Below are 13842 nucleotides of genomic sequence, written 5' to 3' on the forward strand. Positions count from 1 at the left end.
AATTCAATACAGCCATTCTTTTTCATTGCTTGTTTGTATATTCAGTCTCAGCACGAACCTGACAACGTTATTACTGAATATAACAACATTACTTTTGAACATGGCAATTCAAGCCAAAGCAATACCCTAAATAATTCGAGTTGCAGGAAGGCGGAAATTGAGTAAATCCCGATGAGCTTACTCAGGTAAGTGATTCGGGTGAACGAAAGCAGCCAACGCACATGCAGCTTGAAGTATGACGGGTAAGGGCACCTGATATTCGTCGAGGTATATATGCAACAAGAAGCACTAGGAATGGTGGAAACCAAAGGGTTGGCCGCAGCCATTGAAGCTGCTGACACCATGGTGAAATCGGCCAATGTGACATTAGTGGGCTATGAAAAAATTGGATCTGGCCTGGTCACCGTTATCGTCCGGGGTGACGTGGGGGCCGTTAAAGCCGCCACTGATGCAGGCGCGATTGCCGCCGCTAACGTGGGCGAAGTGAAGTCTACCCATGTTATCCCACGCCCCCATACCGATGTAGAAGCTTTTTTACCAAAGGGCAATTTACCTAAGGGAAATAAACCATGAGTAGCAATGACCTGGTCGACCAAATCATGGCGCAGGTGATAGCAAAAGTCAGCGAGCACGCCCCAGCGTCTTCTGCACAACCCTCTTATAAACAACGAGGTACGGCTATGGCTGAGAAAACTTGCAGTTTAACGGAATTTGTTGGAACCGCGATCGGCGACACAGTCGGACTGGTGATCGCTAACGTCGATAGCGCCCTATTGGACGCCATGAAGCTAGAAAAACGCTATCGCTCGATTGGCATTTTGGGCGCACGTACTGGCGCTGGCCCACACATCATGGCAGCTGATGAAGCAGTAAAAGCCACCAATACCGAGGTGGTCAGTATTGAATTACCCCGTGATACCAAAGGCGGTGCCGGTCATGGCTCGCTAATTATCTTCGGCGGTGATGATGTTTCTGACGTAAAACGCGCCGTCGAAGTGGCATTGAAAGAGTTAGACCGGACATTCGGCGATGTTTATGCCAATGAAGCTGGCCACATTGAACTGCAATACAGCGCTCGCGCCAGTCATGCCCTGGAAAAAGCTTTTGGCGCACCACTGGGCCGCTCTTGCGGCGTGATCGTCGGCGCACCAGCTTCGATTGGTGTTTTGATGGCCGATACCGCCGTGAAATCCGCCAATGTTGATGTGGTGGCTTACAGCTCCCCCGCACAGGGCACCAGCTTTAGTAACGAAGTGATTCTGGTTATCTCCGGCGATTCTGGCGCAGTCCGTCAGGCAGTTATTTCTGCCCGTGAGATTGGCAAAACGGTATTAGCCACTTTAGGTGCTGAACCGAAAAACGACCGCCCGTCTTATATCTGACGCCACAGTGAGGCTGTTTCATGAAATCGAAAAGATTTGAAGCGTTGGCGAAACGCCCGGTTAATCAGGACGGCTTTGTCAAAGAATGGATCGAGGAAGGCTTTATTGCCATGGAAAGCCCGAATGATCCAAAACCTTCCATCAAGATTGTCAATGGTGTGGTGACCGAGCTAGACGGCAAACCACAAAGCAGTTTTGACCTAATTGACCACTTTATCGCCCGCTACGGTATTAATCTGGAGCACGCGGAAGAAGTGATGAAGATGGATTCCATCAAGTTGGCCAATATGCTGTGTGATCCCAATGTGTCGCGCCGCACTATTGTGCCGCTGACCACCGCCATGACTCCGGCCAAGATAGTCGAGGTGGTTTCCCATATGAACGTGGTGGAAATGATGATGTCGATGCAGAAAATGCGCGCCCGTCGGACTCCATCACAACAAGCTCACGTGACCAACGTGAAAGATAATCCGGTGCAAATTGCCGCCGATGCGGCGGAAGGCGCATTCCGTGGTTTCGATGAGCAAGAAACCACGGTGGCCGTAGCCCGCTATGCGCCATTCAACGCCATTGCGCTGTTGGTGGGATCACAAGTGGGCCGCCCCGGCGTACTGACCCAATGTTCGCTGGAAGAAGCCACCGAGCTGAAACTGGGGATGCTGGGCCACACCTGTTACGCCGAAACTATCTCGGTTTATGGCACTGAGCCGGTGTTTACCGACGGCGATGACACCCCATGGTCGAAAGGTTTTCTCGCCTCATCTTATGCATCACGAGGCTTGAAAATGCGCTTTACCTCCGGCTCCGGCTCTGAAGTCCAAATGGGCTACGCCGAAGGGAAATCAATGCTGTATCTCGAAGCGCGCTGTATTTACATCACCAAAGCCGCCGGGGTTCAGGGACTACAAAACGGCTCGGTCAGTTGCGTCGGTGTGCCGTCTGCGGTGCCATCCGGCATTCGCGCCATTTTGGCCGAAAACCTAATTTGTTCGGCGCTGGATTTAGAATGCGCGTCCAGTAACGACCAAACCTTTACCCACTCAGATATGCGCCGTACCGCCCGTCTGCTGATGCAATTCCTGCCGGGCACTGACTTTATTTCCTCTGGTTATTCTGCGGTGCCGAACTACGACAACATGTTCGCAGGCTCCAACGAAGATGCCGAAGACTTTGATGATTACAACGTGTTGCAGCGCGATCTGAAAGTCGATGGCGGCCTACGCCCGGTATTGGAAGCTGACGTGGTGGCCATTCGCAATAAAGCCGCGCGCGCCCTGCAAGCAGTATTCGCCGGAATGGGTTTACCGCCAATTACCGACGAAGAAGTGATTGCCGCAACTTATGCCCACGGATCGAAAGATATGCCGGAGCGTAACATCGTCGAAGACATCAAATTCGCTCAGGAAATCATCAGCAAAAACCGCACCGGTCTGGAAGTGGTGAAAGCCCTGGCGCAAGGCGGCTTTGAAGATGTGGCGCAAGACATGCTCAACATCCAGAAAGCCAAAATTGCCGGCGACTATCTGCATACCTCGGCCATCATCAAAGGTGACAATCAGGTGTTGTCGGCGGTGAATGATGTCAATGACTACGCGGGGCCAGCGACCGGTTACCGGCTGGAAGGTGCACGTTGGGAAGAAATTAAAAATATTCCAAACGCGCTTGATCCGAATGAGCTTGGCTAAGGGGTTCACGAGATGGTGGATATTAACGAAAAACTGTTACGCCAAATTATTGAGGGCGTATTACAGGAAATGCAGGGAGACAAAAATACTGTTTCCTTTAAGCAAGATACCCAACCCGCGGCAGCGGCTGTTGCGTCCGGGGATTTTCTCACTGAAGTCGGTGAAGCCCGTCCCGGCACTCATCAGGATGAAGTCATCATCGCTGTCGGCCCGGCATTTGGCTTGTCGCAAACCGCCAATATCGTCGGTTTATCGCACAAAAATATTCTACGCGAAGTCATTGCCGGTATTGAGGAAGAAGGTATCAAAGCGCGGGTGATCCGCTGCTTTAAATCCTCCGACGTGGCTTTTGTCGCCGTTGAAGGTAACCGCCTAAGTGGCTCCGGAATTTCTATCGGCATCCAGTCAAAAGGAACCACGGTAATTCATCAGCAAGGCCTGCCGCCGCTTTCTAACCTGGAGCTGTTCCCACAGGCCCCGCTGCTGACACTGGAAACCTATCGCCAGATTGGTAAAAACGCCGCTCGTTACGCCAAGCGGGAATCACCACAACCGGTTCCGACCCTGAATGACCAAATGGCACGGCCAAAATATCAGGCCAAATCCGCGATTCTGCACATTAAAGAAACCAAATATGTGGTGACTGGCAAGAATCCTCAGGAACTCCGGGTGGCGCTTTAACAAAGGAAAACACAATGAATTCCGAAGCTATTGAATCCATGGTTCGCGATGTGCTCAGCAAGATGAACAGCTTGCAAGGCCAAACGCCAACTGCCGCTTGTGCTCCAGCGGCCAGTTCGCGCAGTGATGCCAAAGTCTCTGATTATCCGTTGGCGAATAAACACCCTGACTGGGTGAAAACCGCCACCAATAAAACATTGGATGACCTGACACTGGCGAATGTTTTAAACGGCAGTGTCACTTCACAGGATTTGCGTATTACCCCGGAAATCCTGCGTATTCAAGCATCTATTGCCAAAGACGCGGGCCGCCCGCTGCTGGCAATGAACTTTGAGCGCGCCGCTGAGCTGACTGCGGTACCGGATGACAAGGTGCTGGATATCTACAACGCCCTGCGACCATTCCGCTCCAGTAAAGAAGAGTTGAATGCCATCGCCGATGAGCTGGAACAGACCTACAAAGCGACCATTTGTGCCGCATTCGTGCGCGAAGCCGCCGTTTTGTATGTCCAGCGCAAGAAGCTAAAAGGCGACGATTAACCCAGTGATATCAATCAAGGGGAAGCGTGCCCTGGGCGCGATAGCCCCGTTGATCACGACATCCAGTTATTAGTCATTTAAGGATCGGATATGGATTACATCGTCGGTGTAGACATCGGCAACTCATCAACAGAAGTCGCATTGGCACAATGCATGGCTGACGGTCAGTTGCACTTTGTTACCAGTACCCTGACCGAAACCACCGGTGTCAAAGGGACGCAGCGCAACATTTTTGGCATCACTAAGGCGCTGAATATGTTGGTGGAAAAGGCCGGTATCACGCTGAGTGATATCAGTCTAATCCGCATCAACGAGGCGACCCCGGTTATTGGTGATGTGGCGATGGAAACTATCACTGAAACCATCATCACTGAATCCACCATGATTGGCCACAATCCGAAAACCCCCGGCGGGCTGGGGTTGGGTGTTGGGCTGACCATCACTATTGATGAGCTAGTCACTCGCGATCCTACCCAGCCTTACATTCTGGTGGTGCCCTCCGCAGTTGATTTTGCCGATGTCGCAGCCGTGGTGAATGCCGCTAACGGCGCGGGATTTCGCATTACCGCGATTATCTTGCAACGGGATGATGGGGTGCTGGTCAGCAACCGCCTCACTCACCCGCTGCCCATCGTCGATGAGGTATTGCATATCGACCGTATCCCGATGGGCATGCTGGCAGCGGTTGAAGTTGCCATGCCGGGTCAAGTCATTGAAACCCTCTCGAACCCTTATGGTATTGCCACGGTCTTCGGGCTGAGCGCTGAAGAAACCAAAAACATCGTCCCAGTGGCGCGCGCCTTAATTGGCACGCGCTCTGCGGTGGTGGTGAAAACCCCCGAGGGCGATGTTAAAGCCCGCTCTATTCCGGCTGGGCATCTGGAGCTATTTGCCAATGGCCGTACCCTGCGGGTGGATGTCGCAACCGGTGCTGAGGCCATCATGACCGCGGTCAACAGCTTCCGCCATCTGGACAATGTCAGTGGCGAAGCGGGCACCAATATCGGCGGCATGCTCGAACACGTCCGCCAAACCATGGCTGAACTGACCAACAAACCCACCAATGAAATCTTCATTCAAGATTTACTGGCGGTTGATACTGCGGTGCCAGTCAATGTCACTGGTGGTCTGGCGGGTGAGTTTTCGCTGGAACAGGCGGTGGGTATCGCCTCAATGGTGAAATCTGATCGCCTGCAAATGGCGCATATCGCCAGTGAAATCAAAAAAAGCCTGAATATTGAGGTGCAGGTCGGAGGGGCAGAAGCTGAAGCAGCGATACTCGGCGCGCTGACCACACCTGGGACGCGACGGCCACTTGCCATCCTCGATTTAGGGGCTGGATCTACCGATGCCTCGATCATCAATGCGCAAGGTCAAATCGTTGCCACCCATCTGGCGGGTGCTGGCGATATGGTCACGATGATAATCGCCTCTGAGCTGGATCTCCAAGACCGCTATTTAGCTGAAGACATCAAAAAATACCCCTTGGCAAAAGTGGAAAGTTTGTTCCACCTGCGCCACGAAGACGGCAGCGTTCAGTTCTTCCCACAACCGCTGCCGCCTGAAGTTTTTGCCCGATTAGTGGTGGTCAAACCGGATGGTTTGGTGCCACTGCCGGGAGATTACGCGCTGGAAAAAGTACGCAATATTCGCCGCTCGGCCAAAGAACGGGTGTTTGTCACCAATGCACTTCGTGCTCTACGGCAAGTCAGTCCGACCGGCAATATCCGCGATATCCCCTTCGTGGTGCTGGTTGGTGGCTCCTCGCTGGACTTCGAAATCCCGCAATTGGTTACCGACGCCCTCTCCCACTACAAGCTGGTGGCGGGTCGCGGCAATATCCGTGCCAGTGAAGGCCCGCGTAATGCGGTCGCCACCGGGCTGATTCTGGCCTATCAACGGGAGAGTTATTGATGAACTTTACCCAAGATGCGCCCGCGATTGTTATCAGCCTAACCCCGTCAACCCCCGAGGCGGTCTGGCACCCGGTATTACTGGGAATTGAGGAGGAAGGCATTCCCTGGCAGTGGCAGCAAGACGATGACACGGATGCCGTACAACGCGCCTGGCAGGCGGCGACTCGCTCTCCATTATTGGTCGGGCTAGCGTGTTCTGCCGACGAAGTGATTGTGCATTTTCGCCATTTACCGCCCGCCAACCCGCTGTTCCGGCAGCCACTGGCACAAGACGAAGACCCATTACGGCGGCTGGGCAATAACGCCGCCCGGTTAGTCAAAGGCTTACCGTTTAAATAATCACACTCAAATTAACAAGGAACTCATATCTATGAATAACGCATTAGGACTTATCGAAACCAAAGGGCTGGTCGCGGCCATCGAAGCGGCTGACGCCATGGTCAAATCGGCCAACGTACAACTGGTGGGCTATGAAAAAATCGGCTCCGGTCTGGTGACTGTCATGGTTCGCGGCGATGTCGGCGCAGTGAAAGCCGCTGTTGACGCCGGTTCTGCGGCAGCCAGCGCGGTGGGTGAAGTGAAATCTTGCCATGTGATTCCGCGCCCGCACAGCGATGTAGAAGCCATTTTACCGACCTCTGCCTAAAGGTAAGAAGAGGAGCACAGCGTGAAAACGTCACTGGGTTTACTGGAAGTTAGCGGTCTAGCGCTGGCAATTGGTGCGGCGGATGCCATGGCAAAAGCGGCATCCGTTGCCCTTATCGGAATAGAAAAAACCAACGGCTCCGGCTGGATGTTAATCCGCCTGACCGGTGATGTTGCTTCAGTTCAGGCGGCAATCAACACCGGTGCTGCCTTTGCTGAACGGCATCACGGGCTGGTCTCAAGTGCCGTGCTGGCTCGCCCAGCAGATGCCCTGATGGCGCACTGGCAAGCCCCCAAAATTGAGCCGATGGCCGCCGAACCGACCACCTTGAGCCAACCTGCACACGAGGTTGTCGTCGCGGCAGTTATGACTGAGATATCCGCAGATGAGGAGACGGAGGCTGAAGAGGCAGAGACCCCACCGCCTGCCAATAGCGCCACCGATGATGCACCAGAAATTGCCTTGGGTGTGGCAATAATGGATTTGGATGTAGCAAGACAAAGTGCAGAAAGTGAGGCCCCGCCAGCTCCTCGTGTGAGCTGCAATCTCTGCCTCGACCCGGCTTGCCGACGCCATAAAGGTGAGCCTCGCTTTCGCTGTATCCACTTGGGTAAACGAGGAAAAATCTGATGGAAAAAGCGTTACTGGAACCCGTTGTCAGCAAGATCCTCGACGAAATGCGTCTTCGTCCGATCCCGCTTGGGGTTTCCAACCGTCATCTGCATCTCTCAGTGCAGGATTATCAACAATTGTTCCCCAATCAGCCGCTGATGGAGAAAAAAGCGCTGCTCCAGCCCGGCCAGTATGCCGCCGAACAGACTGTAACCTTGGTCGGGCCGAAAGGTAGCTTGAAAAACGTCCGAATTTTGGGGCCACTGCGTCGCCACAGTCAGGTCGAAATCTCCCGTACCGACGCCCGCATACTGGGTATCAATGCCCCTCTGCGCATGTCGGGCAATCTGGACAACACACCTGCAATCCGGTTGGTCAGTCCATATGCCGAGTTGGAATTGCCGCAGGGTGTGATTGTGGCGCTGCGCCATATTCATATGTCACCGCTGGATGCCCTTATCTATCGGGTCAAGCACGGCGACCGAGTGCAGGTGGCGATTCAGGGCAGTGGCCGCCGGTTGATTTTGGATGATGTTGCTATCCGCGTTTCACCGCAAATGAAACTGGAAATGCACATTGATACTGACGAGGCCAATGCAGCGGGCGCTGACGACCCCGCCGCGTTCGCCACGTTATTAGGCCCGTCACGGACAACGCAGCCATGAATCTGACTCAGGCGCAAACCGAACAGCTGGTCAGCCAGATTGTCACGCGGTTGGCTGAGCGCGAACGCCGGGTTCACGCCCTGCGGCTGCCGCAGCTACGCGCCGGGCTGGACTCATCGATATTCGTGCTCCATGCCACGCTGCACGTAATGTTGCCGGATTTGGCGTTTATCCACCGACTGGCGCAGTTCGATGCCACTTGCCCGGCGGTGGCGGCGCTGAATGAGGCCTGGTCGTGGGGCATGAAAGTGCATATCAGTTTGCACCGCCAACTGCTGCCAGCCCTGCCCACCGCGGCACTGCGCCCATTACCACTGAGTTTCAGTGACAGCCAAGGTCTGGCGGTGCGGCTACACGCTGGCAAGGTGTTGAGTTATCGCGATATTGCCACATTTGGCCCCGGTTGGTTGCTGATTGACCACCACACCTTGGTTACACCGCTGGCACAAGAAACGCTGTCAGTCCGTCACATTCAACTGTTAAGGCAGGAGTAAATCATGCAACTGGCCCGAGTGGTAGGTTCTGTGGTCTCAACGCAAAAGTCACCGACGCTGATTGGTAAGAAACTACTGTTGGTGCGCCGCGTCGCTGGCGATGGCTCATTGCCACCGGACAGCAACACGCCGGATGAAGTGGCGGTCGACTCCGTCGGTGCGGGTCAGGGCGAGCTAGTGCTGCTGTCCGGTGGTTCCAGCGCTCGGCGTGTTTTTGCCGAACCTAATGATGCTATCGACTTGGCAATTGTCGCCATCGTCGATGAATGCTCTTACTGATTAAACGGTGATTTTATGAGCATCTATACCAAAACCGGCGATGCGGGCACCACAGCCCTGTTCACCGGCCAGCGAGTCAAAAAAAGTCATCCTCGGGTGGAAACCTACGGCACCCTGGATGAGCTGAATGCGGCACTTAGCCTGTGTGCCCGCGTGGCACAAGGTGAAGAAAACCTTCAGTTACTTGATGCCGTACAACATCAACTATTTTATTTCAGCGCCGAGCTGGCCAGCGAGGGGATTGAAACCCCTCCGGTCGGGCGAAAAAGTATTAGCAAACAAGATATTCAGGCGCTGGAACAGGCGGTGGACCGCTGCATGGCGCTATTGCCGCCGGTTCACGGCTTTATCTTGCCCGGCAACACTGAAGCCGGGAGCCGCTTACATTTTGCCCGCACCTTGACGCGGCGCTGTGAACGTCGGCTGATTGAGTTAGCAGAGCAAGTACCGGTGCGCCCGGTGTTATTGCAATACCTCAACCGGCTATCCGATTGCTTGTACGCCCTGGCCCGTGATGAAGATCAACGCCAGCAATTACAGCAAACAGCACAAACGGTGGTGGCACGCTATTTAGCCGCAACCACTGAGAAACCCACAGCTACGACGGCTCAGCCCACCATCGTCGGACTTGGATTTCCGGATGTTCATCAGTTAGTTAAGTTAGCGGTTGAGGCCGCCATGACATTACAGATTGCGGTGGTGGTAGCACTGGCCGACCGCCACGGCAACATGATAATGACCTACCGCATGCCCGATACCCTGCTGGTGAGCAGCGAATTAGCACCGAAAAAAGCCTGGACTGCGGTCGCCTTAAAAACCGCTACTCACCAACTGAATGCGGCTATTCAACCGGGAGCCGACCTGTTCCAACTGGAGGCCAGCACTGGCGGCAAAGTGGTGAGCTTTGGCGGCGGCTACCCATTATGGCGCGGCGGCAAATTGGTCGGGGGTTTAGGGATAAGTGGCGGTAGCGTTGCACAAGATATGCACATAGCAGAAGCGGCCATATCGGCTTTACATCTGAGGAATGAATAATGAATACCAATGACCTTGAATCTCTCATTCGCACTATCCTCACCGAGCAACTGACGCCCGTAACGGCCTCGGCCTCCAGCGCCATTTTTGCCAGCGTGGATGAAGCCATCAATGCCGCTCACAGCGCATTTTTGCGCTATCAGCAAAGCCCAATGAAAACCCGCAGCGCCATTATCAGCGCAATTCGTGAGCAACTAAAGTCACAACTTATTTCCCTATCTGAGCGCGGTGCCAGTGAAACCGGCATGGGTAATAAAGAAGATAAGATCCTGAAAAATAAAGCGGCATTGGAAAACACACCGGGCATTGAAGATTTGTCCACCACCGCCCTGACTGGTGACGGCGGCATGGTGTTATTCGAATATTCGCCATTTGGTGTCATTGGGTCGGTCGCCCCCAGCACCAATCCGACCGAAACCATTATCAACAACAGTATCAGTATGTTGGCGGCCGGTAATGCGGTGTATTTCAGCCCACATCCCGGCGCTAAAGCCGTGTCACTGGATTTAATCGCCCAAATCGAGGAGATCATTTTCAACAGTTGCGGCATCCGCAATCTGGTGGTGACCGTGCAAGAACCGAGTTTTGAAGCCACTCAACAGATGATGGCCCATGACAAAATTGCTTTGCTCGCCATCACTGGTGGCCCCGCCATTGTCGCCATGGGCATGAAAAGTGGCAAGAAAGTGGTTGGGGCCGGGGCCGGTAATCCGCCTTGCCTGGTGGATGAAACTGCCGAATTAGTCAAAGCGGCGCAGGATATCGTGGCTGGCGCTTCATTCGACTACAACCTGCCGTGTATTGCCGAGAAAAGCTTGATTGTAGTGGAAAGTGTAGCTGACCGTTTATTGCAACAGATGCAAGCCTTCGATGCATTGCTCATCAGCCAGCCACATGAAGTGGACAGCCTACGCCAAGCCTGTCTCACCCCGCAGGGTCATGCCAATAAAAATTTGGTGGGTAAAAGCCCGATTGAATTGCTGAAAGCGGCGGGCATCGCCTGCCCGGCTAAAGCACCGCGTCTGTTACTGGTCGAAGTGACCGATGACGATCCATTGGTCACCACCGAACAATTGATGCCGCTGCTACCGGTAGTGCGGGTAAAGGATTTTGATGCTGGTCTGGCGCTGGCGCTGCAAGTCGAAGGCGGTCTACATCATACCGCAACCATGCATTCGCAGAATGTCTCGCGCCTAAATCTGGCCGCCCGCCTATTGCAGACTTCCATTTTTGTCAAAAACGGCCCGTCTTATGCCGGGATCGGCGTCGGTGGTGAGGGCTTTACCACCTTCACCATCGCCACCCCGACCGGGGAAGGCACCACTTCGGCGCGCACCTTTGCCCGCCAACGCCGCTGTGTGCTGACTAACGGTTTCTCCATTCGCTGAGCGAGGATGTATGAAAACTTTTTTCCTGCAAACGCGCATTTATAGCGGGGAAGGCAGCCTCAAAGTGCTGCAACGCTTTCATCAGCGCAAAATTTGGATAGTTTGCGACGGTTTTTTGGCGACCTCGCCGCTGCTGGATAAGCTCAAACAGGCGCTGCCCGCAGACAACCACATAACTTTTTTCAGCGATATCACGCCGGATCCAAATATCGCCACAGTGGTGAAAGGGATTGAGCAGATGCAAGCACTGCGCCCCGACATGGTGATCGGTTTTGGTGGCGGCTCGGCACTGGATGCCGCCAAAGCCATTGTCTGGTTTAGCCGCAAGCAGGGGCTGGAGATAGAAACCTGTATCGCCATCCCTACCACCAGCGGCACCGGCTCGGAAGTCACCAGCGCTTGCGTGATAAGTGACCCAGAAAAAAGTATTAAATATCCGATATTTGACGATGATATTTACCCTGACATTGCCATTTTGGATGCCGCATTGGTGGCCAGCGTGCCGCCCGCGATTACCGCCAATACCGGGTTGGACGTACTGACTCATGCACTGGAAGCCTATGTTTCACCGCGTGCCAGTGATTTTACCGATGCACTGGCAGAAAAAGCGGTGCAACTGGTATTCCGCCATCTGGTAACCGCCTACCGTAAAGGTGATTGCTTGATAACCCGTGGAAAAATGCACAATGCCTCGACACTGGCGGGCATGGCATTCAGCCAGGCCGGGCTGGGGATCAATCACGCCATCGCCCACCAATTAGGCGGGCAATTTCATATTGCTCATGGTTTGGCGAATGCCCTGCTGCTGGTGCCAGTGATTCGCTTTAACGCCGCCGATGCCCGGGCGCGTAAACGCTATGTTCGGCTGGCAAAACTGTGCCATTTCAGCCCGGCCAATGGTGACGATCGCGGGGCGGTCAATCAGCTTATTCACCAAATAGAATTGCTGAAACGCCAGTGCGGGCTACCTCAGCCGTTGGCGGCAATGAAAATCAATGAACGCCAGTTGCAGCAACACATCCCAGACATGATTGCCGCCGCTCAGGCCGATGTGACATTGCGCACTAATCCACGCCCAGCTGACGACAAAGATATCCGCGGAATTATCGAGGCGCTTTATGAGTGATATTCAGATACCGGATACTCATTTTCTGTGCACTCCCTCCGCTGATAGCGAGCTGGTGCAATGTGACGCCGCGACTATCCAACAGCGGGTGCGGGATGCTGGTGTGGTTGGGGCGGGTGGTGCCGGGTTCCCCACGGCGGTGAAATTACAGGCGCAGGCGGAAATTTTTCTGGTTAATGCCGCTGAGTGTGAACCGCTGCTGAAAGTAGACCAACAATTAATCCCTCGTCAGGCGGCAAGATTGGTGCGCGGCGTGCTGTATGGCATGGTCGCAACCGGTGCGCGCGAAGGCATCATTGCCTTAAAAGCTAAATATGAGGAAGCCATTGCGGCGCTGACACCGCTGCTACCACCGCAAATTCGGCTGCATATTTTACCCGATGTTTACCCCGCTGGTGATGAAGTGATCACCATTTGGTTGGCGACCGGTCGCCGGGTTCCGCCCGCCGCGCTGCCCATCAGCATTGGCGTGGTGGTGAATAATGTGCAAACTTTGCTCAATGTGGCTCGAGCAGTGGAACAGCAATGGCCGGTGACCCGCCGCACTCTGACAGTCAACGGCGCAGTGGCACGGCCCTTAACCTTGACGGTGCCACTGGGTACGCCTTTGCGAGAGGTGCTGGCACTGGCTGGTGGCGTGACCATCAACAATCCGGCCTATATCAATGGCGGCCCAATGATGGGCCATGCCCTGCATGACCTTGACCAGCCGGTGACCAAAACCACTGGCGGCCTGCTGGTGTTGCCCGCTGACCATCTGCTGATTACCCGCCGCGCCCGCAGTGACCAGGATGTGCTCGCCATCGCCCGAACCGTCTGCGAGCAGTGCCGCATGTGTACTGAACTCTGCCCACGCCACCTGATTGGCCATGAACTGCCGCCACATTTACTGGTGCGGGCGATTATTTATCAGCAAGTCGCCACGCCAGACATCTTGCTCAGCGCCCTGACCTGCTCAGAATGCAGTCTGTGTGAAAGCTACGCCTGTCCGGTAGATATCTCGCCAATGCGTATTAACCGCCTGCTGAAAACCCAGTTGCGTGCGCAAGGTGCCCGCTATCAAGGAGAACTGCGCGCAGCCGACCCAATGGCAAATTACCGCCTGGTGCCGACATCACGGCTAATTGCTCGTTTGGATCTGACTGACTGGTATCAAGCCGCGCCTTTCAGTGAAGAAAACTATTTGCCGCAGCAGGTGATATTGCCGCTGCGCCAACATATCGGTACTGCCGCACAAGCCATTGTCACAGTCGGAGATCAGGTAGAACACGGCCAGTTGATTGGGCACATCCCGCATGACGCCTTGGGCGCACCGCTACACGCCAGTATTCGGGGTGTCGTCACGGATGTCAGCGCCAACACCATCACGATTCGTCGCGGCATTTAACGGGAGT

The 13842-nt window shown here is 54.4% G+C and carries 16 protein-coding genes; all 16 read left to right on the forward strand.

The window, feature by feature from the left end; translation table 11 throughout:
- Positions 1-273: 273 nt before the first annotated feature.
- The 16 genes from pduA to OVO64_RS10745 all read left to right on the forward strand — a co-directional run bounded on the left by pduA (position 274) and on the right by OVO64_RS10745 (position 13835).
- Positions 274-573, forward strand: a complete 300-nt coding sequence (pduA, locus tag OVO64_RS10670) for a propanediol utilization microcompartment protein PduA (RefSeq protein WP_038634124.1) — start codon at positions 274-276, stop codon at positions 571-573.
- Positions 570-1382, forward strand: coding sequence for a propanediol utilization microcompartment protein PduB (pduB, locus tag OVO64_RS10675; protein WP_038634127.1), 813 nt, complete (start codon positions 570-572; stop codon positions 1380-1382). The genes pduA and pduB overlap by 4 nt, the downstream gene beginning before the upstream one ends.
- 20 nt (positions 1383-1402) lie before the next feature.
- Positions 1403-3067 carry a propanediol dehydratase large subunit PduC gene (pduC, locus tag OVO64_RS10680; RefSeq protein ID WP_038634130.1) on the forward strand — a complete coding sequence of 555 codons (1665 nt, stop codon included), beginning with the start codon at positions 1403-1405 and terminating at the stop codon, positions 3065-3067.
- Positions 3068-3082: 15 nt separating this feature from the next.
- Positions 3083-3748, forward strand: coding sequence for a propanediol/glycerol family dehydratase medium subunit (locus OVO64_RS10685; RefSeq protein ID WP_162472786.1), 666 nt, complete (start codon positions 3083-3085; stop codon positions 3746-3748).
- Between the two features lie 14 nt (positions 3749-3762).
- Entirely contained in the window at positions 3763-4287 is a 525-nt protein-coding gene (gene pduE, locus OVO64_RS10690) for a propanediol dehydratase small subunit PduE (protein WP_038634136.1), read from the forward strand.
- Positions 4288-4377: 90 nt separating this feature from the next.
- A complete protein-coding gene (locus OVO64_RS10695) occupies positions 4378-6201 on the forward strand; it encodes a diol dehydratase reactivase subunit alpha (RefSeq protein WP_038634138.1) in 1824 nt (607 codons plus the stop codon).
- Positions 6201-6542 carry a glycerol dehydratase reactivase beta/small subunit family protein gene (locus OVO64_RS10700; RefSeq protein ID WP_038634141.1) on the forward strand — a complete coding sequence of 114 codons (342 nt, stop codon included), beginning with the start codon at positions 6201-6203 and terminating at the stop codon, positions 6540-6542. Before OVO64_RS10695 ends, OVO64_RS10700 begins: the two co-directional genes overlap by 1 nt.
- 31 nt (positions 6543-6573) lie before the next feature.
- Positions 6574-6849, forward strand: coding sequence for a propanediol utilization microcompartment protein PduJ (gene pduJ, locus OVO64_RS10705; RefSeq protein WP_004388818.1), 276 nt, complete (start codon positions 6574-6576; stop codon positions 6847-6849).
- 21 nt (positions 6850-6870) lie between these two features.
- Positions 6871-7479 (forward strand): BMC domain-containing protein, encoded by a 609-nt coding sequence (locus tag OVO64_RS10710; protein WP_038634176.1) that lies wholly within the window; start codon positions 6871-6873, stop codon positions 7477-7479.
- Positions 7479-8126 carry a phosphate propanoyltransferase gene (locus OVO64_RS10715; RefSeq protein ID WP_038634178.1) on the forward strand — a complete coding sequence of 216 codons (648 nt, stop codon included), beginning with the start codon at positions 7479-7481 and terminating at the stop codon, positions 8124-8126. The genes OVO64_RS10710 and OVO64_RS10715 overlap by 1 nt, the downstream gene beginning before the upstream one ends.
- A complete protein-coding gene (gene pduM, locus OVO64_RS10720) occupies positions 8123-8620 on the forward strand; it encodes a microcompartment protein PduM (RefSeq protein ID WP_038634181.1) in 498 nt (165 codons plus the stop codon). The genes OVO64_RS10715 and pduM overlap by 4 nt, the downstream gene beginning before the upstream one ends.
- A 3-nt stretch (positions 8621-8623) precedes the next feature.
- Positions 8624-8899, forward strand: a complete 276-nt coding sequence (locus tag OVO64_RS10725; RefSeq protein ID WP_004699362.1) for a EutN/CcmL family microcompartment protein — start codon at positions 8624-8626, stop codon at positions 8897-8899.
- A 15-nt stretch (positions 8900-8914) separates the two neighbouring features.
- Positions 8915-9934, forward strand: coding sequence for a cob(I)yrinic acid a,c-diamide adenosyltransferase (locus tag OVO64_RS10730; RefSeq protein ID WP_038634186.1), 1020 nt, complete (start codon positions 8915-8917; stop codon positions 9932-9934).
- On the forward strand, positions 9934-11322 hold the full coding sequence (locus tag OVO64_RS10735; protein ID WP_038634188.1) for an aldehyde dehydrogenase family protein: 1389 nt from the start codon (positions 9934-9936) through the stop codon (positions 11320-11322). The genes OVO64_RS10730 and OVO64_RS10735 overlap by 1 nt, the downstream gene beginning before the upstream one ends.
- Positions 11323-11332: 10 nt before the next feature.
- Positions 11333-12448 (forward strand): 1-propanol dehydrogenase PduQ, encoded by a 1116-nt coding sequence (locus OVO64_RS10740; protein WP_038634190.1) that lies wholly within the window; start codon positions 11333-11335, stop codon positions 12446-12448.
- Positions 12441-13835, forward strand: a complete 1395-nt coding sequence (locus OVO64_RS10745) for a 4Fe-4S dicluster domain-containing protein (RefSeq protein WP_038634193.1) — start codon at positions 12441-12443, stop codon at positions 13833-13835. The genes OVO64_RS10740 and OVO64_RS10745 overlap by 8 nt, the downstream gene beginning before the upstream one ends.
- Positions 13836-13842 lie beyond the last annotated feature (7 nt).

This window comes from Yersinia sp. Marseille-Q5920 (assembly GCF_946902935.1).
GTDB classification, from domain to species: Bacteria; Pseudomonadota; Gammaproteobacteria; order Enterobacterales; family Enterobacteriaceae; genus Yersinia; species Yersinia rochesterensis.